Source organism: Enterobacter sp. MG-EB028, assembly GCF_056673305.1.
The window spans coordinates 2890053-2913722 of record NZ_CP195079.1; the positions used below are offsets into that span (position 1 = coordinate 2890053).

Consider the following 23670-nt stretch of genomic DNA (forward strand, 5'->3'; position numbering starts at 1 on the left):
AGATGAATCCGTTCATGAGTTAATATAACGTTCAACAATACTTATTTGCGCGCAGCTGATGGCCTTAAAAACAACCAAAATTACGCCGACAAAAAAGATAACTGTCCATACGGTAAGCGAAGCTTTGCCTCGTGCACATTATCAGCGTTGCCCCCAGTGCGATACGCTTTTTATGTTGCCGAAGATGAAATCGCACCAAAGCGCCTTTTGTCCCCGCTGCGACGCTAAAATTCGTGACGGCCGCGACTGGTCGTTAACGCGCCTCGCCGCCATGGCCGTCACCATGCTGCTGCTGATGCCCTTCGCGTGGAGCGAACCGCTGCTGAAACTCTACCTGCTTGGTGTGCGCATTGACGCCAACGTGCTGCAGGGTATCTGGCAGATGACGAGCCAGGGCGATCCTCTCACCGCTGCCATGGTGCTGTTCTGCGTTGTCGGCGCGCCGCTGGTGCTGGTTGCCGCCATTGCTTACCTGTGGTTTGGCAACATTCTGGGGATGAACCTGCGTCCGGTATTGCTGATGCTGGAAAAGCTCAAAGAGTGGGTCATGCTGGATATCTATCTGGTGGGCGTGGGCGTGGCATCCATCAAGGTGCAGGACTATGCCTTTCTGCAGCCGGGCGTCGGGCTTTTTGCTTTTATCTGCCTGGTATTGCTCAGTATCCTGACGCTGATCCATCTGAACGTTGAGCAGCTTTGGGAGCGTTTTTACCCTCAGCGCCCTGCCACCCGCCCGGATGAGAACCTTCGCGTCTGTCTGGGATGCCATTACACCGGGCTGCCCGACAAGCGTGGACGCTGCCCGCGCTGCCATATACCGTTGAGGCTACGGCGCAACAACAGCCTGCAAAAATGCTGGGCGGCGCTGATTGCCTCACTGGTGTTTCTGATCCCGGCCAATATGCTGCCGATTTCCATTATCTACGTGAACGGTGGCCGTCAGGAAGATACTATCCTCTCCGGTATTATCTCCCTTGCGCACAGCAACGTTGGGGTGGCGGCCATCGTGTTTATTGCCAGTATCCTGGTTCCCTTTACCAAAGTGGTGGTGATGTTTACCCTGCTGGTCAGCATTCACTTTAAGTGTGAACAAGGTTTACGTACCCGTATTCTGCTTCTGCGATTCGTCACCTGGATTGGCCGCTGGTCAATGCTGGATCTGTTTGTGATTTCGCTGATGATGTCGCTGATCAATCGCGACCAGCTTCTTGCTTTTACTATGGGACCCGCGGCTTTTTATTTCGGCTCTGCGGTGATATTGACTATTCTTGCTGTGGAATGGCTGGATAGCCGCTTACTTTGGGATGCACATGAGTCAGGAAACCCCCGCTTCGCCGACTGAAGCGAGAATTAAAACTAAACGCCGCATTTCGCCATTCTGGTTGCTGCCCGTCATCGCGCTGATGATTGCAGGCTGGCTTATCTGGACGAGCTATGAAGATCGCGGCAGTACCGTCACCATTGATTTTCAGACCGCCGACGGCATCGTCGCCGGGCGAACCCCCGTTCGTTTTCAGGGGGTAGAAGTCGGTACGGTTCAGGACATCTCCCTTGGCAAAGGGCTTAACAAGATTCAGGTGCGGGTCAGTATCAAATCTGACATGCAGGATGCTCTTCGCAGCGAAACGCAGTTCTGGCTGGTGACGCCGAAAGCCTCTCTGGCCGGCGTCTCCGGGCTGGATGCGCTGGTTGGCGGTAACTACATTGGTATGATGCCGGGTAAAGGTGAACCGCAGGATCACTTTGTCGCGCTGGATACGCAGCCGAAATACCGCCTCAATAACGGCGATCTGATGATCCATCTTCAGGCACCGGATTTGGGCTCGCTGAACAGCGGCTCGCTGGTTTACTTCCGCAAGATTCCGGTTGGCCGCGTGTATGATTACACCATCAACCCGAACAAACAGGGCGTAACCATTGATGTGCTGATCGAACGTCGGTTCACCAATCTGGTGAAAAAAGGCAGCCGCTTCTGGAATGTCTCCGGCGTGGACGCCGACCTCAGCCTGAGCGGTGCAAAAGTGAAGCTTGAGAGCCTGGCCGCGCTGGTGAATGGTGCCATTGCCTTTGACTCCCCGGAAAATTCAAGCCCTGCCACGGCCGATGACACGTTCGGTTTATACCCGGACCTGGCGCACAGCCAGCGTGGCGTGATCGTTAAGCTTGTTCTGCCTGATGCTAAAGGACTGAAAGCGGGTTCCACGCCGCTGATGTACCAGGGACTGCAGGTCGGCCAGCTCACCAAAATGACGCTTAATCCGGGCGGTTCGGTGACCGGCGAAATGACGGTCGACCCGAGCGTGGTCGATCTCCTGCGCGAGAAAACGCGCATCGAAATGCGCAGTCCGAAGCTCTCCCTGAACGATGCCAGCCTCAGCGCACTGCTTACCGGAAATACCTTTGAACTGATCCCTGGTGAAGGTGAGCCAAGCAACAGCTTCGTCATTGCCCCGGCGGATAAAGCGCTGCTGCAAAAACCGGGCGTCGTGACGGTTACGCTGAATGCGCCTGAAAGTTACGGTATCGAGGCCGGTCAGCCGCTGATTCTGCACGGCGTACAGGTGGGTCAGGTGCTGGAGCGAACGCTCTCCGAAAATGGCGTGAGCTTCTCGGTTGCTATCGATCCGCAATACAGCAACCTCGTCCATGGCGACAGTAAATTCGTGGTGAACAGCCGCGTCGATGTGAAGGTGGGCCTGGACGGCGTGGAGTTCCTCGGTGCGAGCGCCAGCGAATGGGTTAACGGCGGCATTCGCATTTTGCCGGGCAATAAAGGCCCCGTTCGCGACAGCTACCCGCTCTACGCCAACCTGGACAAAGCGATTGAAAACAGCCTGAGCGATTTGCCAACTACTACCCTGACCTTAAGCGCCGAGACGCTGCCGGACGTTCAGGCGGGCTCCGTGGTGCTCTACCGCAAGTTTGAGGTCGGGGAGGTGATCGCCGTTCGCCCTCGTGCGGACGCGTTTGATATCGAACTGCATATCAAACCCGAATACCGTAAGCTGCTGACGCCAAACAGCGTCTTCTGGGCCGAGGGCGGCGCGAAGGTGCAGCTTAACGGTAACGGGCTGACCGTGCAGGCCTCCCCGCTCTCTCGCGCGCTGCGCGGGGCAATCAGCTTCGATAACCTCAGCGGCGCAGGCGCGAACCTGCGCAAAGGCGATAAGCGAATTCTCTTCCCGTCCGAAACCGCCGCACGTGCCGTGGGTGGACAGATTACCCTGCATGCGTTCGATGCCGGCAAGCTGGCAGAAGGCATGCCAATTCGCTACCTGGGCATTGATATCGGGCAGATCCAGAAGCTGACGCTGATCACCTCGCGCAACGAGGTGCAGGCCACCGCAGTGCTTTATCCGGAATATGTGCAGACCTTCGCCCGAACGGGTTCACGCTTCTCGGTGGTAACCCCGCAGATTTCAGCCGCAGGCGTTGAGCATCTCGACACCATTCTGCAGCCATACATCAACGTCGAGCCCGGCCAAGGTAAAGCCCGTCGTGATTTCGAGCTGCAGGAAGCCACCATCACCGACTCACGCTACCTTGGCGGCCTGAGCATTGTGGTCGAAGTACCGGAAGCAGGCTCGCTTGGCATCGGTACGCCGGTACTGTTCCGCGGCATTGAGGTGGGTACGGTAACGGGTCTCACGCTCGGCACGCTCTCCGACCGCGTGATGGTGGCGTTACGCATCAGCGAGCGTTACCAGCACCTGGTCCGTAATAACTCGGTGTTCTGGCTGGCGTCTGGCTATTCGCTCGACTTCGGCCTGACGGGTGGCGTGGTGAAAACCGGTACCTTCAACCAGTTCATCCGCGGCGGTATTGCGTTTGCCACCCCGCCGGGAACGCCGCTGGCGCCGAAAGCGCAGCCGGGTAAACACTTCCTGCTGCTGGAAAGCGAACCGAAAGAGTGGCGCGAATGGGGCACTGCCCTGCCGCGTTAATCTGACAGGCTCCGGTGTCAACGCGCCGGAGCCTTTATGTTACACTGCGCACCTGAACTTTTCCCTGTGGTGTGCTCGTGGCTCAAAACTCCGTATTTCTTCCTGAACAATTCCTGGCGCAGATGCGCGAGGCGCTTCCCTCTCATCTGTCGCTGGACGATTTTATCGCCGCCTGCCAACGTCCGTTACGTCGGAGCATTCGCGTTAACACGCTGAAAATCAGCGTCGAGGATTTTTTGGCGCTGGTTTCTCCGTACAACTGGCAGCTTACGCCTGTTCCGTGGTGTGACGAGGGATTCTGGATCGATCGCGATGACGAAGACGCCGTGCCGCTGGGAAGTACTGCAGAACATCTGAGCGGTCTTTTTTATATTCAGGAAGCGAGCTCAATGCTGCCGGTTGCCGCCCTGTTCGCCGATGGCAACGCGCCTGAACGCGTGATGGATGTCGCCGCCGCGCCCGGCTCGAAAACTACGCAGATTGCCGCACGCATGGGTAACCGCGGGGCGATCCTCGCCAATGAGTTTTCCGCCAGCCGCGTGAAGGTGTTGCATGCCAATATCAGCCGCTGCGGTATTCACAATGTCGCTTTGACGCATTTCGACGGACGCGTCTTTGGCGCTGCCCTGCCGGAAATGTTTGATGCCATCCTGCTGGACGCCCCCTGCTCAGGAGAAGGGGTGGTGCGTAAAGATCCCGATGCGTTAAAGAACTGGTCGGTGGAGAGCAATCTTGAGATCGCCGCCACGCAGCGCGAGCTGATCGACAGCGCGTTCCACGCCCTGCGCCCCGGCGGCACGCTGGTGTATTCAACGTGTACTTTAAACCGGGATGAAAACGAAGACGTCTGCCTGTGGCTGAAAGCGCAATACCCGGATGCCGTTGAGTTCATGCCGCTTAACGATCTGTTCGCCTCGGCACAGAAGGCGGTCACGCCGGAAGGTTTCCTGCACGTATTCCCGCAGATTTACGACTGCGAAGGGTTCTTCGTGGCCCGCCTGCGTAAAACTCAGGCGGTAGCTCCCCTCCCCGCCCCTAAATTCAAGGTCGGCAATTTCCCGTTTGCACCGCTCAAAGGCCGCGATGCCGCGCAGCTTGAAGCCGCTGCCCGCAAGGTTGGGCTGGACTGGGATGAGAGTCAGCGCCTCTGGACGCGAGACAAAGAGATATGGCTGTTCCCGGCGAATATCGAGCCGCTGATTGGCAAAGTGCGTTTTTCCCGTATCGGGATTCGCCTGGCGGAAGTGCACAATAAGGGCTATCGCTGGCAGCACGAGGCGGTCATCGCGCTTGCCGGGCATGCAAATACTTTCGCCCTGACGCACCAGGAAGCTGAAGAGTGGTACCGTGGACGCGACGTTTATCCTGACGGCACGCCTTCCGCTGATGAAGTGGTGGTGACCTATCAGGGATACCCGCTGGGGCTGGCAAAAAAGGTTGGCTCAAGGCTTAAAAATAGCTATCCACGCGAGCTGGTCCGCGATGGCCGTCTGTTTACCGGTAACGATCGCACTGCCTGAAAAAAGCGCATTTTTTTACTGGCGATTTTGCTCTCCTTGTCTACGATCAAAAATGGATGCCCATACTGGTCATACCAGATTTTGACAACCGACCCGGAGAGCACTATGACGAAAACCAGCGTGCGTATTGGCGCTTTTGAGATCGACGACGCAGAGCTGCGCGGCGAAGCACAAGGCGATCGAACGTTAAGTATTCCCTGCAAATCCGACCCGGATTTGTGCATGCAGCTCGATGCATGGGATGCAGACACCAGCGTCCCGGCAATACTTGATGGCGAACACTCTGTTCTTTACCGTGAGCATTACGATAGTAAAACCGATGCCTGGGTCATGCGTCTTGCCTGACCTAAGAGAACCCGCCCGAAGGCGGGTTATTTATTACTGTAGCTGCGCCAGCGTAAAGTAACCGTCGAATACCGCACCGGTATCAATATAGTGCAGGTTAGAAAAATCATACCGTCTGTCGACGGGCGTATGGCCGAACCAGAAATGATCCGCGCCGCTAATCCCCTGCCCTTTGCCCACCATAAATCCCATCAGGCGGTCGCGATCCCATAACACGCGCTGGGCGCTTACCGGTTTTTCCCAGCGGTATTCCTCCGCCGGATAATCCGCGTGAGCGATAACATTAAGGCCATTTGCGCAGGTTATCTCAATAATATGCGGCAGCTCCCGACAGGCGTTAAGTAACGTTCTCGCCAGCGCCTGCTGCTCATGCTCAAGGCGCGTAAACCACATTCCGCCATTCATCGTCCAGACCGAAAAATCATTATTATCCAGGCTATCTATTGCCATTTGCTCATGGTTACCCCGCACGGCTCGAAACCATTTCTCGTTAATGAGCTGTAATGATTTCACGCTGTCCGGACCGCGATCGATCAGATCGCCAACGGAAATAAGTAAATCCTCATAAGGATTAAAATGACGGCGTTTCAGTTCCTCCATGAGCCTCTGGTAACAACCGTGTATGTCACTGACAACCCAGACGTGACGCCACTCTCCACTTTCGATTCGCTGATACATAAGGCCTCCCTTAAACAGTATAGCCGCGTCAGTAAATGAAAAAGACGGGAGCGGTCCTCACCAAGTCAAACAAACGGTAAACCAAAGAGAAATAAAGATCCTCACGCTATTAATCCCTTTTTATAGGCTCCGTAGAATAAGGGTAGAAAAAAACGAGAGGTCTTCACGTGTCTAATACACAGCTACATAACGATGTGTTCTATCCGCATCGCACGAATATTATTTCCGAGCTGGTGAACGGCAAACGCGTTCCGGGGCCAATCTGGCGGAAGCGCGATTACCGACTGAAGTTCCTTTTACGTTCGCTGCTGTTCTGGTCTTCCACCCACCGTATGCTGGAAGCCCTCTCTGGTCGTGACGATTTCGACAAATTGCTGACAGCGCAAATTACGTTGCCCAGCAAGACCCATCGGCAGTACCTGATGCGCGGTCTGACGGCAAACGATCGCGCTGACGCTATCGTTAACCACTATTACTGGATTGACAGCCTGAAAGAGAGCAGTCTCGCCCAGGCGCTGACCGGCCCGCAGGAACAACCCATTGCGCACTTCCATGCAAAAGACGGCGTGACCTACACGGTTAATGCGTCCTCAGCCGGCAAAGCCGAGCGTGAAGGTGAGAGCACACTCTGGCTGCGCGACAACGAGGATACGCTGCTGGCCAGCCTGACCTTTAGCGTCGCCCGCAGCAATGCTCAGCCCGTTATGGTCATTGGCGGACTTCAGGGACCCCGTCGCTGCGTATCACGGGATGCCATTAAACTGGCAACTCGCGCCTGCCATGGCCTGTTCCCCAAGCGCGTGCTGATGGAAGTTCTTTTCCATCTGGCAGCACAGTCATCTGTCCGGGCCATTTTTGCCGTCAGCGATGAGGGGCACGTTTTCCGGGCGCTGCGCTATCGCCTCAGCAAAGGTCGTCATTTCCACGCCAGCTATGACGAATTCTGGGATTCTCTGGGCGGAAAAAAAATCTCCTCCTTCTGCTGGCAGCTTCCGCTGCAGGTGGAGCGCAAATCCCTCGACGAGATAGCGAGTAAAAAACGCGCTGAATACCGTCGTCGCTTTGAACTGCTTGATGAAATTGAAGCGTCCGTTAAGTCCCGCTTTTAAGCACAGCGCTGACTTTCGCTGACTACTCACAAAAATTTAACAAAACAGGCAAAAAGGGCTGGACTTCCGCATGCTGTGTTGTGTTATGTTTTACGAAGTCGCACAGGACGCATGCGCTGTATAAAGAAGATAACGGAGTTAACTTATTCACTTTTATACAGATAAAAAGAGACCGAATACGATTCCTGTATTCGGTCCAGGGAAATGGCTCTTGGGAGAGAGCCGTGCGCTAAAAGTTGGCATTAATGCAGGCTAAGTCGCCTTGCCTTTTAAGAATAGATGACGACGCCAGGTTTTCCAGTCCACAGCAAAAGTGGACTGAAAAAAAGCGTTAGAGCATCATTAAAAGTGAAAAACCGCAGTGCTTTCGCGAGCATCTGCGGTTTTTTATTGGAAACCTGAACGTCAGCAGAGCTTGTCAGCGCGCTCGATAAACGGTGCCAGGCTCATCTTCTGCCCCGGGTGGGCCGGGTCATCAATCTGAATCACGCTGATTGGCTGGCCGCTGCTCTTGCCGCTGGCAACCTGCTGCTCTGCGGTATCATTTAACGGATATTGCACCAGCGTACTCGGGTTGATTGCGTATAACGCATGCCCCGGACGGCAGGTCAGCATCACCTCTTCGCGATTGAAGGCCCATTTGTCTTTGCCCACCTCAAAACGGCTGACGGTGATAACCTGCGGTGCCGCCAGAGCGCTTCCCGCGCAGGTCAGCAATATGAGTGAAAGTACTGTCTTTTTCATTTAATAGTTAACCTTGTCAGAAGGGTTCCCAGGTAGCAAACAGACTGACCGTTGCCAGAACCAGCGCACCCAGCACCACCTCTGCCTGTGTCATCCTGATAAAAAGCCGTTGTGCACGCCCGGAATCCGGACGGAACCGTGGCACCAGAAAATACCGATTTGCCAGCGCAATTGCCACCATCAACGCCACGAGAGCACATTTGAACAACAAAAACTGCACGTAGCCAGACTGCCAGGGAATATGGATGCCCAGAATCAACAGCGCGTTCACCGCGCCGGTGAGCAGCACGCCCGCGACGGCATAATGCCCCACGCGCGAGAAACGCATCATGGTATAGATGGCCGCGTTCTGCCAGCGCCCTTTAGCCAGACGCATGCAGAACAGCAGCGGCAACAATCCACCCACCCAGGTTGCGGCACACAGCAGGTGAACCGCATGATTGAGACGCTGTATCGCCCCCACCGGACCGTCGTTCATCGCCGCGTGCCCTACCCCTGCCAGAAGGATAAGCTGGCCCATAGCGAGCAGCAGCAGCCGCGAGCCTTTCAGCGGCGCGAGCCACGCGGCGGCAACGGTGATGGCGCCGAGGACGATTTGCCACAGCCAGACGCCGCCAAACCGAGTCCCCAGCACGCTGTGCCATATTTGCGGGTTAAGTACATCGCCCCAGCCGTTGCCCATTAAGCCACCCTGAAGCATGAACATCAGGATCGCAGCGGCCAGGCTGACAATGGACGCCACCCTCTGCTGGAGCTGGAAACGCCGGGCCATCAGGCGGTGCAGCCCGGAAGGCGCAAACCAGACGCTGTAAAGCGCGTTGCCAAAAACGAGCATCAGCGCCGCAAAATGGATAAAGCGCAACCCCACGTATAACAGTGCCAGCATGCTATTTCACGCTGAAGTGATAGCTGCCTGTGGTTTTATGTCCGTCGACGGAGACCACATGCCAGTCCACCCGGTAAGCCCCCGGCGCCAGCGTCTGTTCCAGCGGAACGGTCAGCTGTGCCTTGTTCTTTTCGTCTCGCGTTGCGGTACCGGTTTTGATCACCTGCTTGTGTGCATCCGTCACCACGACGCCGCTAAATCCGGGCTCAATGCCTTCGGAGAAATTCAGCGTAAGCACCTGCGGTGCCGCCACCTGGCTGTCTGCTGCCGGGCTTTGCTGCTTAAGATGCGCATGCGCCAGTACAGAGGGCGAAAGTATCGTTGAGGCCAGAAAAACCAGCGTACATACCGCGCGGGAAGAGGAAAAACCCATCACAATCATTCCTTTTTGTTATGCCTGTATGCTAAAGAATAACGCTGTATAATAAACGAGTCGAGGATCATCCCGCTCTGCTTGTCATCGTCACGCAATCGCGGTAACGTTGCCGCCGCAAAATAAGGAGAAGGTAATGAAGATCAATCTGGCCGCCCTTCCTCAGGACGAGATGGATAAAGTGAATGTCGATCTCGCTGCCGCTGGCGTCGCCTTTAAAGAGCGTTACAACATGCCCATCGTGGCTGAAGTGGTCGAACGGGAACAACCCGCCCACCTGCGTGACTGGTTTCGCGAAAGGTTAATCGCCCACCGTCTCGCCTCGGTCAACCTCTCCCGCTTACCATACGAGCCGAAAGTTAAATAAGCTTAACGACTCGTTACACTTCCTTACGCGGAATCTGGCAGGATAAGAAAACCCTGGTTAAATTAGGATTATTCTTTAATCCCTGCGACTCAGTGTATAAGGAAGTCACGATGTCACATTGGAATATAGCGGCAGCACAGTATGGCGGGCAGCACCATAGCGTAGATGACCACGTTGCGCACCATCTCCACTTCATTGCCGAAGCGGCACAACATCGGTGCGATTTGCTGGTCTTCCCGGAACTCTCGTTAACGGGCCCGGGCACCACGGCACTACCGCCCCCGCCCGGAGACGCTCAGCTACTGCCATTGCTAAACGCCGCCCATTTTTACCGCATTACCCTCATTGCAGGGCTTCCCGTTGAACGAAACGGTCGGCGCCAGAAAGGCCTCGCGCTGTTTGCCCCCTCTCGCGATTGCATTCTGCGTTACCCTCAGGGGAGCGGCGCCAGCCTGGTGCCGGGGGATAAACAGCTCACTATCATGGACGAGCAAGGCGATTCCCCGAATCTTGATCCGCAGGCAACGCTCTTCACCAGCTGCCAGTCGGTGAGGGATTACCGCTGGCGACAGTCTATCAACACCCTGCAGCGCTTTGCGCACAGGTATGCCATCGCGGTATTAATGGCGAATGCCAGCGCGGGCAGCGCGTTATGGGATGAAAAAGGCCAGCTGATCGTTCGGGCGGATAAAGGTGAGCTTCTGTTGACCGGCACGCGCAACGGACAGGGTTGGCAAGGCGATATCATTCCTTTAGGCTAAGCGTTTTAAGCTCAGGAGATTTTCATGCTGCGCGTCATTGATACCGAAACTTGCGATCTTCAGGGCGGAATTGTGGAAGTGGCCTCGGTCGACGTGGTTGATGGAAAAATAGTCAACCCGATGAGCCATCTGGTGCGTCCCGATCGCCCTATTAGCCCACAGGCCATGGCTATCCATCGCATTACAGAATCAATGGTGGCGGATAAACCCTGGATAGAGGACGTTATCCCGCACTACTACGGCAGCCCGTGGTACGTTGCCCACAACGCCAGCTTTGACCGCCGGGTACTCCCCGAAATGCCCGGGGAGTGGATTTGCACCATGAAGCTGGCGCGTCGCCTCTGGCCGGGGATCAAATACAGCAATATGGCGCTGTATAAATCCCGCAAGCTCAGCGTCAGAACCCCTGAAGGGCTGCATCATCACCGCGCCCTGTATGACTGCTATATCACCGCCGCGCTGCTCATCGACATTATGAATACCTCCGGCTGGACGCCGGATGATATGGCAACCATCACCGGCCGCCCTGCGCTGCTGACGACGTTTACCTTCGGCAAATACCGTGGGAGAGCGGTATCGGATATTGCGGATAAAGATCCGGGCTATCTGCGCTGGCTGTACAACAACCTCGACAAAATGAGCCCGGAACTGCGCTTAACCCTGAAACATTATCTGGGCGAAGCTTAACGCTGCGCGCGGCCTGGCAGCGTATCCTGCGCCAGGCCAATCAAAAAGGCATACTCCAGGGCCACCCCTTCGTAAGATTTGAATCGCCCCGATTTCCCCCCGTGCCCGGAGTCCATATCGGTACAGAGCAACAGCAGGTTGTCATCGGTTTTCAGTTCCCTCAGCTTTGCCACCCATTTTGCCGGTTCCCAGTATTGCACCTGTGAATCGTGCAAACCGGTCGTCACCAGCATGTGCGGGTACGCTTTCGCTTCCACGTTATCGTACGGGCTGTACTCTTTCATATAGCGATAATAGGCTTCATCCTGCGGGTTACCCCACTCCTCAAACTCCCCGGTCGTCAGCGGAATGGACTCATCGAGCATGGTTGTCACCACATCAACAAACGGAACCTGCGCAACAATGCCCTTAAAGCGATCGGGGCGCTGATTGATGACGGCACCCATCAACATTCCGCCCGCGCTGCCGCCCATGCCGAAGCAGAGCTGCGGATCGCCATAACCTTGTTCAATTAACGCATCGCAGACGTCGAGATAGTCGTTGAAGGTGTTTTTCTTTTTCAGGAATTTCCCGTCTTCATACCAGTGCTGCCCCAGCTCGCCGCCGCCGCGAATGTGGGCAATAGCGAAAACAAAGCCGCGATCGAGCAGGCTTAATCTGCTGCTGCTAAAGTCGGCATCCATGCTGGAGCCATAGGAGCCGTAGCCGTAGACCAGGATCGGATTTTTACCTTTCTGAAAATGCGCCTTGTGATAAACGAGCGAAACCGGGACCTCAACGCCGTCGCGCGCGGTGACCCACAGGTGTTCGCTGCGATAATTGTCGGAATCAAAGCCCTTCACTTCGGTTTGCTTAAGCACCTGGCGCTGTCCGGTATCCATATCCAGCTCGAAGAGCGTATCCGGAGTGGTCATGGATGAGTAGCCGTAGCGCAGCCGCGACGATTCGGGTTCAGGGTTGAAGCCGATCCACGTGACGTAGGCCGGATCGTCGAACGCAATCCCAATCACCTCACGCGTTTTACGGTTGATCTGCCGGATGCTGGTCAGCCCCCGCTGACGCTCTTCCACCACCAGCCAGTCGGTAAACAGCGTGAACCCTTCCAGCATCACCTGATCCCGCGCGGGGATAAGCACCTCCCACTTGCGCTCGTCGCGCACCTTGGTTTTGTACAGACCAAAGTTTTTGCCCTCGCGATTCGAACGCAGATAAAAGCTGTGCTGGAAGTGATCCAGGCTGTACTCGTGATCCTTGCGGCGCGGCAGGAAGCAGAGCGGCTGGGCATCAGGCAGTTCGGCATCCAGGAGCAGTACTTCCGAGGTGGTGGCGCTGGCCAGGAAGATAATCACATAGTGGCGCGAGGAGGTTTTATGCAGGCTGACATAAAACGTTTCGTCTTTCTCTTCATAGACCAGCTCGTCATCGGCTGAGTCCGTGCCTACGGTATGGCGCCACACCTGATAAGGCAGCAGCGTGGAAGCATGCTTTTTGACGTAGTAGACCGTCTCGGAATCGTTCGCCCAGACAAAATCCGGGGAGACATTTTCCAGCATTTCCGGATACCAGTTGCCGGTTTCCAGATTGCGAAAACGCAGGCCGTACTGGCGACGGGAGAGATAATCCTCCGCCAGCGCCATTATGGTGTTGTCCGGGGAGATGGACATGCCGCCCAGGGTATAAAACTCGCTGTGGGCGGCTCGCTGGTTCGCATCCAGCAGAATGTCCCATTCATCCCACTCGGCGCTTAATACCGACTGTCGCTGATAGATGGGATACTCGTTGCCGGGCTCGTAAATATGGCGATAGCGATAGCCGTTTTTGGTCCACGGCGCGGAGATATCGCGCTGGGGAATGCGCTGCACCATTTCGTTCAGCAGCTGGTCCTGAAGCGCCTGCTGGCTGGACATGACCTTGCGACCATAGTCGTTTTCTTCGTGCAGGTAGTCGAGCACCTCTGGCCGGGAACGCGAATCATCCCGGAGCCAGTAGTAATTATCTATACGCGTATCGCCATGCGTGACGATCGCATAAGGAGTACGTCGGGCTTTCGGTGGCATGTCATCATTCTTTTGAGTTTTACACCCTATAAGGTTGGCAAAACCCGCGCATGATGCAAGCGAAACATGACCACCGGGGCGAGAGTTAGCCCTGTAGCGTCTGTTTTTGCTCCCGGATATCTTTTTCTATCCCTTCGCGTACGTCCTGAGGGATTTTCAGCGCATCGCCGAGGGCGTTGAGATAGCTGCGTTCCATAAAGTGATCGATATCGATGGCGGCACAGCTGAGGAAATAAAGTTCCAGCGCTTCTTCCTCATTTTTCACGTTCAGCGCCAGACGCTGCGGATCGAGCGGCTGCTCAATGGCCTGAGCCACCAGCGTTCTGCCCTGCTCTTCAACCCCGGCTTCGCGCAACTGCTGTTCGATAGCCGCTCTCTCTTTATCATCAATGTGCCCGTCGCTTTTGGCGGCAAACACCAGCGCGAGAATAAGCCGCTCCGTGCGCAAATCCAGCGGAGAAGTATGCTCGCCATAGTGAGGTTCATCGCGGTGCGCCGCCCGCACTTTATCCTTGTATTTGTTCCACAGCACGGTGCCAGCGATGGCACCACCACCGGCCAGCAGCGCGCCGGTACCGTACTTCGCCAGCAGCTTACGTGAGGATTTATTGGCAACCAGCAGTCCTGCCAGCCCGCCGAGTGCCCCCGGTACCAGCAGCTTGCTCAGCCCCTGCTCGCCGGAACCTGACGTTTTCTGTCCTAACATGGATTGCAGTTGATTTAACCAGCCTGACATGGATTCCCTCGCTTAACGGTTAACATTTTCCACAGCGTATGCGAGCAGGCGTCAGGAAATGTCCGCTAAGGCTAAAGAAGCGCAAATTTCTCATCTGCCTTTTTGCCCTGCGCAAGACAGACGCAAACGTTTTCGTTTATACTGCGCGCATCTTTTTCAGGGGGAATATTATGACTCGTTTAGGAACCGCGCTGCGGCCTGCGGCGACGCGCGTGATGCTGTTGGGATCGGGTGAACTGGGTAAAGAAGTCGCCATTGAGTGTCAGCGCTTAGGGGTGGAAGTGATTGCCGTAGACCGCTACGCTGACGCGCCCGCCATGCACGTCGCCCATCGTTCTTATGTGATTAACATGCTGGACGGCGATGCCCTGCGTACGCTCATCATGCAGGAGAAACCGGATTACGTCGTGCCGGAAATTGAAGCTATCGCAACCGATACGCTGATCGCGCTTGAGCAGGATGGCCAGCGCGTGGTGCCCTGCGCCAGAGCGGCAAAACTGACCATGAACCGTGAAGGCATTCGCCGCCTGGCGGCGGAGGAGCTGGGGCTGCCGACCTCACGCTACCGTTTTGCGGGCGACAAAACCGCATTCCTGCAGGCCGTCGAGGAGATTGGCTACCCGTGCATCATTAAGCCGGTGATGAGCTCTTCCGGTAAAGGTCAGAGCTTTATTCGCGACAGCAGCGCGCTGGATAGTGCGTGGGATTATGCGCAACAGGGTGGCCGTGCCGGTGCCGGTCGCGTCATTGTCGAAGGCGTGGTGAAGTTTGATTTCGAAATCACTCTGCTCACCGTCAGCGCCGTGGACGGCGTCCATTTCTGCGACCCGATAGGTCACCGTCAGGAAGATGGCGATTACCGCGAATCCTGGCAACCGCAGCAGATGAGCCCCCTGGCGCTGGAGCGTGCCCGGGAGATTGCCCGTAAAACCGTTCTGGCCCTGGGCGGCTACGGCCTGTTCGGCGTGGAACTGTTCGTTTGCGGTGACGAGGTGATTTTCAGCGAAGTCTCCCCTCGCCCGCATGACACCGGGATGGTCACGCTCATTTCGCAGGATCTCTCAGAGTTCGCCCTGCACGTGCGCGCCTTCCTCGACCTGCCGGTTGGCGGCATCCGTCAGTACGGCCCGGCGGCCTCGGCGGTGATCCTGCCACAGTTGACCAGCCAGAATGTGACGTTTGATAACGTCGAAGGTGCGGTTGGCGCAGGCCTGCAGGTCCGTCTGTTCGGCAAGCCGGAGATCGACGGCACGCGTCGTCTGGGCGTGGCGTTAGCCACCGGGGATAAGGTTGACGAGGCCGTAGCAAGAGCAAAAGCGGCGGCAGCGAACGTTAAGATAGCAGGATAGAAAAAACGGGCCGAAAGGCCCGTTTTTCATGCTGCGAATAAGTTACTGCTTCGCGCCTTCAACCGCTTCGCGAGCCAGTTTCGTGATGCGATCCCAGTCGCCCGCTTCCAGCGCATCCGCCGGTACCAGCCATGAGCCACCGATGCACAGCACGCTTTTCAGCGCCAGGTAGTCGCGGTAGTTCGCCGGAGAGATACCCCCAGTCGGGCAGAAACGTACCTGAGAGAAGGGACCCGCAATCGCCTGCAGCGCTTTAGTACCGCCATTAGCTTCTGCCGGGAAGAATTTGAACTCTTTCAGACCGTAGTCCATGCCCAGCATCAGTTCTGAAACGGTGCTGATGCCCGGGATCAAAGGAATCGTGCCTTCTGTCGCGGCCTTCAGCAGCGGCTCGGTCAGGCCCGGGCTGATGGCAAACTGTGCGCCAGCTTCGGTTACTTCCGCCAACTGCTGCGCGTTGAGAACGGTACCCGCACCGATGATGGCATCCGGCACTTCTTTAGCAATGGCGCGAATGGCATCCATCGCGCAGGCGGTACGCAGGGTCACTTCCAGAACGCGAACGCCGCCCGCAACCAGCGCTTTCGCCATCGGTACAGCGTGCTCCAGCTTGTTTACCACGATAACCGGCACGACAGGGCCAGTGGTCAGGATTGCTTCTGCACTTGTTTTCCAGTTTTTCATCAGAGTTCTCTCTCGCCAGATCGTTAAAATCAAGTCGTCTTAAAACGTAATACAGGTTGCGCCCTGCTCTGCACCGGAGAGTTTCTCACGCAGCGCGCTGAACATTTCGCGTCCGGTCCCCACGCGCGATGCGCTCAGGTCAGGAATATGGGGCTGACGTGCCGCCAGCTCGGCGTCATCCACCAGCAGGGTTAACTCGCCTGTCTGGCCGTTCACGCGGATCATGTCGCCGTCGCGCACTTTCGCCAGCAAGCCGCCGTCGTAGGCTTCAGGCGTGACGTGGATGGCGGAAGGCACTTTGCCGGATGCGCCTGAGAGGCGGCCATCGGTCACTAACGCAATTTTGAAACGGCGGTCCAATAATACACCAAGTGGTGGCATAAGTTTATGTAATTCTGGCATGCCGTTCGCTTTAGGCCCCTGGTGACGCACCACCACCACGCAGTCTTTATCAAGCAGACCGGCGTCAAAGGCAGGCAACACGTCGTGCTGGCTTTCAAACACCACCGCCGGGGCCTCGATAATCTGGTTCTCTTCCGGCACGGCAGACGTTTTCATCACCGCACGACCGAGGTTACCGCTCAGTACCTTGGTACCGCCGTGGTGGGAGAAAGGTTTGTCGATAGTGGCAATTACCTGCGGATCCAGAGACGCAGTTGCCCCGTCGCGCCAGTCCAGCTCGCCGTTGTTCAGCCACGGCTCCTGGGTGTAGCGCTGCAGGCCAAATCCGGCTACGGTGTTCACGTCTTCATGCAGCAGACCGCCTTTCAGTAGCTCGCGCATCAGCAGCGGGACGCCGCCAGCGGCCTGGAAGTGGTTGATGTCCGCCGGGCCGTTCGGGTACAGGCGAGCCATCAGCGGCACCACGGAGGAAATGTCGGAGAAGTCATCCCAGTTAATCAGAATGCCCGCCGCGCGCGCCATGGCCACGAGGTGCATGGTGTGGTTGGTCGAACCGCCGGTAGCCAGCAGGGCGACGATACCGTTGACGATGACTTTTTCGTCGACCATTTTTCCCATCGGCATCCATTCATTGCCGTTTCCGGTCAGACGCGTCACCTGACGGGCCGCGGCCTCGGTCAGCGCCTGACGCAGCGGCGCATCCGGCTGGATGAAGGACGAACCCGGAAGCTGCATCCCCATAAACTCCACCACCATCTGGTTGGTATTGGCTGTGCCGTAGAACGTACAGGTTCCCGGCGCATGGTAGGAGGCCGCTTCGGCCTCCAGCAGCGCCTGACGATCCGCTTTCCCTTCCGCATACAGCTGGCGGATGCGCACTTTTTCTTTGTTCGGCAGACCGCTCGCCATCGGGCCGGACGGCACAAAGATGGCGGGCAGGTGACCAAATGACAGCGCCGCCATCACCAGGCCCGGGACGATTTTGTCGCAGACGCCGAGATAGAGCGCGCCATCAAACATGTTGTGTGACAGACCCACCGCCGCGGACATTGCAATCACTTCGCGGCTCAGCAGTGACAGCTCCATACCGTCCTGCCCCTGCGTCACACCGTCGCACATCGCCGGCACGCCGCCCGCGACCTGACCCACCGCGTTTACGCTGTGCAGCGCCTTGCGAATGATGTTGGGATAGACCTCATAGGGCTGGTGTGCGGAGAGCATATCGTTATAGGAAGTAATAATAGCGATATTGTTACGCAACATGCTTTTCAGGGAGGCTTTGTCATCGGGCTGGCAGGCGGCAAAGCCGTGCGCCAGGTTACCGCAGGCCAGCTGGGAGCGGTGAACGGTGTTGCTCTTCGCCTGTTCAATCCGGGCGAGGTAGGCCGAACGGGTCTCTTTCGAGCGCTCTATAATGCGTTGTGTTACGCGTAACAATACAGGATTCATAAAATCTCCTTTAATTTATCTGTCCGGGCCCGGGAGTTTACAAAGTCGCTGGCAGTTGTTAACAACGCTGAAACGCTTGCTGTCCGGAGCTCAGGGGCAAAATCACTTCCGGCAGTGTAATAAAAAAAGCTCCGCGGGTGAATCCACGCGGAGCTTAAAAGTATAAAAATTGTGCCACGAGCTGTGTTAGATCATGTTACCGGTAAAATAACACTTTTGGGCTAGTGAATAATCCTACTCAAACTCGTTCCAGGAGCGACCATCGCGGGTGATCATCGCCACCGACGCGACCGGCCCCCAGGTACCCGCCTGATACGGTTTTGGTGCATCCTGATCGGCAGCCCAGGCTTCGGTGATGGAGTCGACCCATTTCCACGCCTCTTCCACTTCGTCGCGACGTACGAACAGCGCCTGGATACCGCGCATGGTTTCCAGCAGCAGACGCTCGTAAGCATCCGCCAGGTGCGTCTGGTTGAACGTTTCGGAGTAGCTAAGATCCAGCTTGGTGGTCTGCAGGTTGTGCTTATGATCCAGGCCCGGCACTTTGTTGAGGATCTGGATATCCACCCCTTCGTCCGGCTGCAGGCGAATGGTCAGCTTATTCTGGGGCAGCTCCTGCCAGGATTCTTTGAACAGGTTCAGCTCAGGGTTTTTGAAGTAGACGACAACTTCGGAACATTTTGTCGGCAGACGTTTACCGGTACGCAGGTAGAACGGAACGCCCGCCCAGCGCCAGTCGTCGATATCCACGCGGATCGCCACAAAGGTCTCAGTGTTGCTGGTCTTGTTCGCGCCCTCTTCTTCCAGATAGCCCGGCACTTTTTTGCCTTGCGCAAACCCGGCGGTGTACTGGCCGCGCACGGTCTTCTCGCGCACGTTGGAACGATCGATGCGGCGCAGCGACTTCAGCACTTTAACTTTGGCGTCGCGGATGCTGTCAGCCGTCAGGTCAGACGGTGGAGACATGGCAATCATGCACAGAATTTGCAGCAGGTGGTTCTGGATCATGTCGCGCATCTGGCCGGCCTGGTCAAAGTAACCCCAGCGACCTTCAATCCCCACCTCTTCCGCCACGGTAATCTCCACGTGGTCGATGGTGCGGTTGTCCCAGTTGTTCACAAAGAGGGAGTTAGCGAAGCGCAGCGCCAGCAGGTTCAGTACCGTCTCTTTACCAAGATAGTGGTCGATACGGTAGACCTGGCACTCTTCAAAGAACTCGCCTACCTGGTCGTTGATTTCACGCGAGGTCGCCAGCGACGTACCCAGCGGCTTCTCCATCACCACGCGCGCCGGCTTGGCGTTCAGCTTCGCTTCACCCAAACCTTTGCAGATGGCGCCAAAGGTGCTTGGCGGCATGGCGAAATAGTTAATGGTGACACGGTTTTTCTGATCCAGCATGGCACCCAGACGGGAAAACGCGCTAACGTCATTGACGTCCAGGTTGCAGAAATCGAGACGACCGCTCAGGGTATCCCACAAACTTTCATCAATTTTTTCCTTCATGAAAGTTTCGAGCGCCTCGCGGACGACTTTGGTATAAGCGTCCTTGTCCCAGTCGGCGCGCCCTACACCCAGGATACGCGTATCCGGATGAATTTGGCCCGCTTTCTCCAGTTGATACAGGGAAGGCAGCAATTTTCGGCGTGCAAGATCGCCTTTCGCGCCGAAAATGACCAGGTCACATGCCTGGGCTGTTTGCGTTACCGCCATGTCATTCTCCTCAGTTGGATCACCTGGTGCTTCTGCCAGGTATCGTTGTAATTTTATTACAATGCACTGTACTGCTTTTACGTCATTCCCGAAACCATTAGCGCTTATCGTCTCGTGCGATACGGCGATTTTTCGCCATTCAGCCAATTACGGCGACGTAATGACGCAACAGCCGTCGATAATTTGCGCAACAGGGTCATAGCAAAACCCGACATCGATCAAGTAATGAAAAAAAACAACAACATTATCTTGTCGACTGTTACCCTTTATGGAAGCCACAGGGGTAATATCGGCTAATCGAATCAAGATTTCATCAATGCGTGAAATCGTTTCCACCCCCACGAGCGCCTTGTTAACAATGAACATGCTTGAAAAAATCCAGTATCAACTGGAACACCTTAGCAAATCCGAGCGAAAAGTGGCTGAAGTCATTCTGGCCGCGCCCGCTCAGGCAATTCATTCAAGCATCGCCGCTCTGGCTCAGGAAGCTGGCGTCAGTGAACCGACGGTCAACCGCTTCTGCCGTAGTCTGGAAACGCGCGGCTTTCCTGATTTTAAACTGCATCTGGCACAAAGTCTGGCGAACGGCACACCCTATGTTAATCGTAATGTGGATGAAGACGACAGCGTAGATGCCTACACGGCGAAAATATTTGAGTCGGCCATGGCCACGCTCGATCACGTTCGCCAAAGTCTGGATATGAGTTCAGTGAACCGCGCGGTGGATTTACTCACCCAGGCCAAGCGAATTGCGTTCTTCGGACTTGGCTCGTCAGCCGCCGTGGCGCACGACGCCATGAATAAATTCTTCCGCTTTAACGTACCGGTTATTTATTCCGATGACATTGTGCTGCAACGCATGAGCTGTATGAATTGCAGTGAGGATGACGTCGTGGTACTGATTTCGCACACTGGCCGCACCAAAAGCCAGGTTGAGCTAGCGCAGCTGGCCCGTGAAAACGATGCCATGGTGATCGCCCTCACCACCGCCGGCACGCCGCTGGCGCGCGAGGCGACGCTCGCCATTACGCTGGATGTCCCTGAGGATACCGACATGTATATGCCGATGGTGTCCCGTCTGGCGCAGCTCACGGTAATCGACGTGCTGGCGACCGGTTTTACCTTACGCCGGGGCGCAAAATTCCGGGATAACTTGAAGCGAGTCAAGGAAGCGCTGAAGGAATCGCGTTTTGATAAAGAATTGCTTATAAAGAGCGATGTTCCCTGAAGTAGATAACGAAGACGTAACCAATAATTACGATGTAATGATTTTCGGCATTCGGTCCCCTCTTTGCTGCCTTGCGGCAGATGAAGGCCGATTCTATGTTCACGCAACACCAAAGTTGTTTCAGTCAACGGAGTATTACATGTCCAGAAGGCTTCGCAGAACCAAGATCGTAACCACCTTAGGCCCGGCCACCGATCGCGATAATAATCTCGAAAAAATTATCGCCGCTGGCGCCAACGTGGTGCGTATGAACTTTTCTCACGGTACACCAGAAGACCATAAATTGCGTGCCGATAAAGTGCGTGAGATCGCCGCTAAGCTGGGCCGCCACGTCGCAATCCTCGGCGACCTGCAGGGTCCAAAAATTCGCGTATCAACCTTTAAAGAAGGTAAAGTTTTCCTCAATATCGGCGACAAATTCCTGCTGGATGCCAACCTCGGCAAAGGCGAAGGCGATAAAGAGAGAGTCGGGATCGACTATAAAGGCCTGCCGGCTGACGTGGTGCCTGGCGATATCCTGCTGCTCGACGACGGTCGCGTCCAGCTGAAGGTTCTGGAAGTTCAGGGGATGAAGGTGTTCACCGAAGTCACCGTCGGCGGCCCGCTCTCCAACAATAAAGGCATCAACAAACTGGGCGGCGGCCTCTCAGCGGAAGCCCTGACCGAGAAAGACAAAGCGGACATCGTAACCGCGGCCCAGATCGGCGTTGACTACCTGGCGGTCTCTTTCCCACGCTGTGGTGAAGATCTGAACTATGCGCGCCGCCTGGCCCGCGACGCGGGCTGTGATGCCAAAATCGTCGCTAAGGTTGAACGCGCGGAAGCCGTGTGCGATCAGGATGCCATGGACGATGTGATCCTTGCCTCTGACGTGGTGATGGTTGCCCGTGGCGATCTGGGCGTGGAAATCGGCGACCCTGAGCTGGTCGGTATCCAGAAAGCGCTGATTCGTCGCGCACGTCAGCTGAACCGCGCGGTGATCACCGCCACCCAGATGATGGAATCCATGATCACCAACCCAATGCCAACCCGTGCGGAAGTCATGGACGTGGCTAACGCCGTGCTGGACGGTACCGATGCGGTCATGCTCTCAGCGGAAACCGCGGCGGGCCAGTATCCGGCAGAAACCGTGGCCGCAATGGCGCGCGTCTGCCTGGGCGCGGAGAAGATCCCAAGCATTAACGTCTCCAAGCACCGTCTGGATATCCAGTTCGACAATGTGGAAGAAGCGATTGCAATGTCCGCCATGTACGCGGCCAACCATCTTAAAGGCGTTACGGCGATCATCACCATGACCGAATCTGGCCGCACCGCGCTGATGACCTCTCGCATCAGCTCCGGCCTGCCGATCTTCGCCATGTCACGCCACGAGCGTACGCTGAACCTGACAGCGCTCTACCGCGGTGTGACGCCGGTACACTTCGACAGCACCAATGACGGCGTAGCTGCCGCGCACGATGCCGTGAACCTGCTGCGCGATAAAGGTTACCTGGTGTCCGGTGATATCGTCATCGTGACCCAGGGTGACGTGATGAGCACCATCGGCTCAACCAACACCACTCGCGTACTGACCGTAGAGTAAGATCCGATCCCCTCTCCCCTATGGGGAGAGGGGTGACGGTATTTTATTTCCTCGGGTACAGCTCTTTACGCTTATAGGGTTCCGTCTCTCCCGGCTTACGCGTTTTCAGCAGCTTCAGTATCCACGTGTACTGTTCGGTATGCGGCCCCACCAGCAGTTCCACCTCTTCATTCATACGACGTGCGATGGTGCGATCGTCCGCAGTCAGCAAATCGTCCATCGGCGGACGGACTTCAATGCTCAGACGATGCGTTTTACCGTCGTAAACCGGGAAGAGCGGGATCACGCGAGCGCGACAGACCTTCATCAGGCGGCCAATCGCGGGGAGCGTTGCTTTGTAGGTAGCGAAGAAGTCGACAAACTCGCTATGCTCGGGTCCGTGGTCCTGATCCGGCAGATAGTAGCCCCAGTACCCCTGACGTACGGACTGAATAAACGGCTTAATACCATCGTTTCGCGCATGCAAACGTCCGCCAAAACGACGGCGTACGGTATTCCAGACAAAATCGTAGATTTTATTGCCCTGGTTATGGAACATGGCCGCCATCTTTTGGCCCTGAGAGGCCATCAGCATCGCCGGAATGTCGACGCCCCAACCGTGAGGAACGAGGAAAATCACCTTTTCGTCATTGCGACGCATTTCGTCGATGATTTCCAGCCCTTTCCAGTCAACGCGCTCGATGATTTTTTCCGGACCTTTCAGAGCCAGCTCCGCCATCATCGCCATGGCCTGCGGTGCGGTGGTGTACATCGCATCGATGATGGCCTCGCGCTCGGCATCGCTTTTTTCAGGAAAACAGTAATAGAGGTTGATCTGCGCACGACGACGCGCGCTTTTACCCATACGTCCGGCCAGACGGCCAATTTTCCCCAGAACAGGATCGCGCAGTGCGGCAGGCAGCATAGCGATGCCCGCAAAGGTGTAAACCCCCAGCCAGGCGCCCCAGTTGCGCGGGTGGCGAAAGGATTTTTCAAACTCAGGAATGTATTCAATATTATTTTTTTTTGTTTCCATGCTGGTTCCAGGGTCTGGTGACGCAAAAAATTATTCAGATAGTG

At 56.2% G+C, this 23670-nt stretch carries 21 protein-coding genes; 11 read left to right on the forward strand and 10 right to left on the reverse strand.

Going from position 1 to position 23670, the window contains the following annotated elements; genetic code table 11:
• Positions 1-58: 58 nt before the first annotated feature.
• The 4 genes from yebS (at position 59) to ACR42C_RS13760 (ending at position 5809) form a co-directional block, all read left to right on the forward strand.
• Positions 59-1342, forward strand: coding sequence for a membrane integrity lipid transport subunit YebS (gene yebS / locus ACR42C_RS13745; RefSeq protein ID WP_116339236.1), 1284 nt, complete (start codon positions 59-61; stop codon positions 1340-1342).
• On the forward strand, positions 1311-3944 hold the full coding sequence (locus ACR42C_RS13750; RefSeq protein ID WP_163329877.1) for a PqiB family protein: 2634 nt from the start codon (positions 1311-1313) through the stop codon (positions 3942-3944). The genes yebS and ACR42C_RS13750 overlap by 32 nt, the downstream gene beginning before the upstream one ends.
• 71 nt (positions 3945-4015) lie before the next feature.
• Positions 4016-5464, forward strand: a complete 1449-nt coding sequence (gene rsmF / locus ACR42C_RS13755) for a 16S rRNA (cytosine(1407)-C(5))-methyltransferase RsmF (RefSeq protein ID WP_479984229.1) — start codon at positions 4016-4018, stop codon at positions 5462-5464.
• Positions 5465-5569: 105 nt separating this feature from the next.
• A complete protein-coding gene (locus tag ACR42C_RS13760; protein ID WP_008500472.1) occupies positions 5570-5809 on the forward strand; it encodes a YebV family protein in 240 nt (79 codons plus the stop codon).
• A 33-nt stretch (positions 5810-5842) separates the two neighbouring features.
• Here the strand turns inward: ACR42C_RS13760 and pphA are convergent, their stop codons facing one another.
• Positions 5843-6487, reverse strand: coding sequence for a protein-serine/threonine phosphatase (pphA, locus tag ACR42C_RS13765; RefSeq protein WP_116339230.1), 645 nt, complete (start codon positions 6485-6487; stop codon positions 5843-5845).
• A gap of 167 nt (positions 6488-6654) precedes the next feature.
• Here pphA and ACR42C_RS13770 point away from each other — a divergent pair, with 167 nt between their 5' ends.
• Positions 6655-7596 (forward strand): VirK/YbjX family protein, encoded by a 942-nt coding sequence (locus tag ACR42C_RS13770; protein WP_479984230.1) that lies wholly within the window; start codon positions 6655-6657, stop codon positions 7594-7596.
• A gap of 405 nt (positions 7597-8001) precedes the next feature.
• On the opposite strand, the gene ACR42C_RS13775 is transcribed toward ACR42C_RS13770, so the two are convergent.
• From ACR42C_RS13775 to yobA, 3 genes are read right to left on the reverse strand one after another with little or no spacing between them, the layout of a single operon-like run.
• A complete protein-coding gene (locus ACR42C_RS13775) occupies positions 8002-8340 on the reverse strand; it encodes a YebY family protein (RefSeq protein WP_320720320.1) in 339 nt (112 codons plus the stop codon).
• 16 nt (positions 8341-8356) lie between these two features.
• Complete coding sequence (copD, locus tag ACR42C_RS13780; protein WP_479984231.1) at positions 8357-9226, reverse strand: copper homeostasis membrane protein CopD; 870 nt, start codon at positions 9224-9226, stop codon at positions 8357-8359.
• A gap of 1 nt (position 9227) precedes the next feature.
• A complete protein-coding gene (yobA, locus tag ACR42C_RS13785) occupies positions 9228-9599 on the reverse strand; it encodes a CopC domain-containing protein YobA (protein ID WP_116339110.1) in 372 nt (123 codons plus the stop codon).
• Positions 9600-9735: 136 nt separating this feature from the next.
• Between yobA and ACR42C_RS13790 the strand changes: the two genes are divergently transcribed.
• From ACR42C_RS13790 to exoX, 3 genes are all read left to right on the forward strand, one after another.
• Positions 9736-9966, forward strand: a complete 231-nt coding sequence (locus ACR42C_RS13790; protein WP_013096102.1) for a DNA polymerase III subunit theta — start codon at positions 9736-9738, stop codon at positions 9964-9966.
• Positions 9967-10076: 110 nt separating this feature from the next.
• Entirely contained in the window at positions 10077-10727 is a 651-nt protein-coding gene (locus tag ACR42C_RS13795; RefSeq protein WP_116339109.1) for a nitrilase-related carbon-nitrogen hydrolase, read from the forward strand.
• Between the two features lie 24 nt (positions 10728-10751).
• On the forward strand, positions 10752-11414 hold the full coding sequence (exoX, locus tag ACR42C_RS13800) for an exodeoxyribonuclease X (RefSeq protein ID WP_025756911.1): 663 nt from the start codon (positions 10752-10754) through the stop codon (positions 11412-11414).
• Here the strand turns inward: exoX and ptrB are convergent.
• Together ptrB and ACR42C_RS13810 are read right to left on the reverse strand one after the other, a co-directional pair.
• Positions 11411-13471 (reverse strand): oligopeptidase B, encoded by a 2061-nt coding sequence (gene ptrB / locus ACR42C_RS13805; protein WP_116339105.1) that lies wholly within the window; start codon positions 13469-13471, stop codon positions 11411-11413. The genes exoX and ptrB overlap by 4 nt on opposite strands.
• A gap of 85 nt (positions 13472-13556) precedes the next feature.
• Positions 13557-14207, reverse strand: coding sequence for a tellurite resistance TerB family protein (locus tag ACR42C_RS13810; protein WP_116339104.1), 651 nt, complete (start codon positions 14205-14207; stop codon positions 13557-13559).
• Between the two features lie 170 nt (positions 14208-14377).
• Here ACR42C_RS13810 and purT point away from each other — a divergent pair, with 170 nt between their 5' ends.
• The gene (gene purT, locus ACR42C_RS13815) at positions 14378-15556 is read left to right on the forward strand and encodes a formate-dependent phosphoribosylglycinamide formyltransferase (RefSeq protein WP_479984232.1); all 1179 of its coding nucleotides are present in this window, start codon (positions 14378-14380) and stop codon (positions 15554-15556) included.
• 42 nt (positions 15557-15598) lie between these two features.
• Here the strand turns inward: purT and kdgA are convergent, their stop codons facing one another.
• From kdgA to zwf, 3 genes are all read right to left on the reverse strand, one after another.
• Positions 15599-16240: a bifunctional 4-hydroxy-2-oxoglutarate aldolase/2-dehydro-3-deoxy-phosphogluconate aldolase gene (gene kdgA, locus ACR42C_RS13820; RefSeq protein WP_014884307.1), complete on the reverse strand. Its 642-nt coding sequence runs from the start codon at positions 16238-16240 to the stop codon at positions 15599-15601.
• Positions 16241-16279: 39 nt separating this feature from the next.
• Positions 16280-18091 (reverse strand): phosphogluconate dehydratase, encoded by a 1812-nt coding sequence (edd, locus tag ACR42C_RS13825; RefSeq protein ID WP_479984233.1) that lies wholly within the window; start codon positions 18089-18091, stop codon positions 16280-16282.
• Between the two features lie 234 nt (positions 18092-18325).
• Entirely contained in the window at positions 18326-19801 is a 1476-nt protein-coding gene (gene zwf / locus ACR42C_RS13830; protein ID WP_116339100.1) for a glucose-6-phosphate dehydrogenase, read from the reverse strand.
• 358 nt (positions 19802-20159) lie between these two features.
• Between zwf and ACR42C_RS13835 the strand changes: the two genes are divergently transcribed.
• The gene (locus tag ACR42C_RS13835) at positions 20160-21029 is read left to right on the forward strand and encodes a MurR/RpiR family transcriptional regulator (RefSeq protein WP_028013615.1); all 870 of its coding nucleotides are present in this window, start codon (positions 20160-20162) and stop codon (positions 21027-21029) included.
• 139 nt (positions 21030-21168) lie between these two features.
• The gene (gene pyk, locus ACR42C_RS13840) at positions 21169-22611 is read left to right on the forward strand and encodes a pyruvate kinase (protein WP_116339098.1); all 1443 of its coding nucleotides are present in this window, start codon (positions 21169-21171) and stop codon (positions 22609-22611) included.
• A 43-nt stretch (positions 22612-22654) separates the two neighbouring features.
• On the opposite strand, the gene lpxM is transcribed toward pyk, so the two are convergent.
• Positions 22655-23626 (reverse strand): lauroyl-Kdo(2)-lipid IV(A) myristoyltransferase, encoded by a 972-nt coding sequence (gene lpxM, locus ACR42C_RS13845; protein ID WP_479984234.1) that lies wholly within the window; start codon positions 23624-23626, stop codon positions 22655-22657.
• Positions 23627-23670: the final 44 nt, after the last annotated feature.

Coding starts and splice junctions, on each gene's coding strand:
- pphA (WP_116339230.1), bottom strand. CDS start 6,487: ATGTATCAGCGAATCGAAAGTGGAGAGTGGCGTCACGTCTGGGTTGTC.
- zwf (WP_116339100.1), bottom strand. CDS start 19,801: ATGGCGGTAACGCAAACAGCCCAGGCATGTGACCTGGTCATTTTCGGC.
- purT (WP_479984232.1), top strand. CDS start 14,378: ATGACTCGTTTAGGAACCGCGCTGCGGCCTGCGGCGACGCGCGTGATG.
- ACR42C_RS13775 (WP_320720320.1), bottom strand. CDS start 8,340: ATGAAAAAGACAGTACTTTCACTCATATTGCTGACCTGCGCGGGAAGC.
- yobA (WP_116339110.1), bottom strand. CDS start 9,599: ATGGGTTTTTCCTCTTCCCGCGCGGTATGTACGCTGGTTTTTCTGGCC.
- ACR42C_RS13810 (WP_116339104.1), bottom strand. CDS start 14,207: ATGTCAGGCTGGTTAAATCAACTGCAATCCATGTTAGGACAGAAAACG.
- pyk (WP_116339098.1), top strand. CDS start 21,169: ATGTCCAGAAGGCTTCGCAGAACCAAGATCGTAACCACCTTAGGCCCG.
- yebS (WP_116339236.1), top strand. CDS start 59: ATGGCCTTAAAAACAACCAAAATTACGCCGACAAAAAAGATAACTGTC.
- copD (WP_479984231.1), bottom strand. CDS start 9,226: ATGCTGGCACTGTTATACGTGGGGTTGCGCTTTATCCATTTTGCGGCG.
- ptrB (WP_116339105.1), bottom strand. CDS start 13,471: ATGCCACCGAAAGCCCGACGTACTCCTTATGCGATCGTCACGCATGGC.
- kdgA (WP_014884307.1), bottom strand. CDS start 16,240: ATGAAAAACTGGAAAACAAGTGCAGAAGCAATCCTGACCACTGGCCCT.
- exoX (WP_025756911.1), top strand. CDS start 10,752: ATGCTGCGCGTCATTGATACCGAAACTTGCGATCTTCAGGGCGGAATT.
- ACR42C_RS13750 (WP_163329877.1), top strand. CDS start 1,311: ATGAGTCAGGAAACCCCCGCTTCGCCGACTGAAGCGAGAATTAAAACT.
- ACR42C_RS13760 (WP_008500472.1), top strand. CDS start 5,570: ATGACGAAAACCAGCGTGCGTATTGGCGCTTTTGAGATCGACGACGCA.
- edd (WP_479984233.1), bottom strand. CDS start 18,091: ATGAATCCTGTATTGTTACGCGTAACACAACGCATTATAGAGCGCTCG.
- ACR42C_RS13790 (WP_013096102.1), top strand. CDS start 9,736: ATGAAGATCAATCTGGCCGCCCTTCCTCAGGACGAGATGGATAAAGTG.
- lpxM (WP_479984234.1), bottom strand. CDS start 23,626: ATGGAAACAAAAAAAAATAATATTGAATACATTCCTGAGTTTGAAAAA.
- ACR42C_RS13835 (WP_028013615.1), top strand. CDS start 20,160: ATGAACATGCTTGAAAAAATCCAGTATCAACTGGAACACCTTAGCAAA.
- ACR42C_RS13795 (WP_116339109.1), top strand. CDS start 10,077: ATGTCACATTGGAATATAGCGGCAGCACAGTATGGCGGGCAGCACCAT.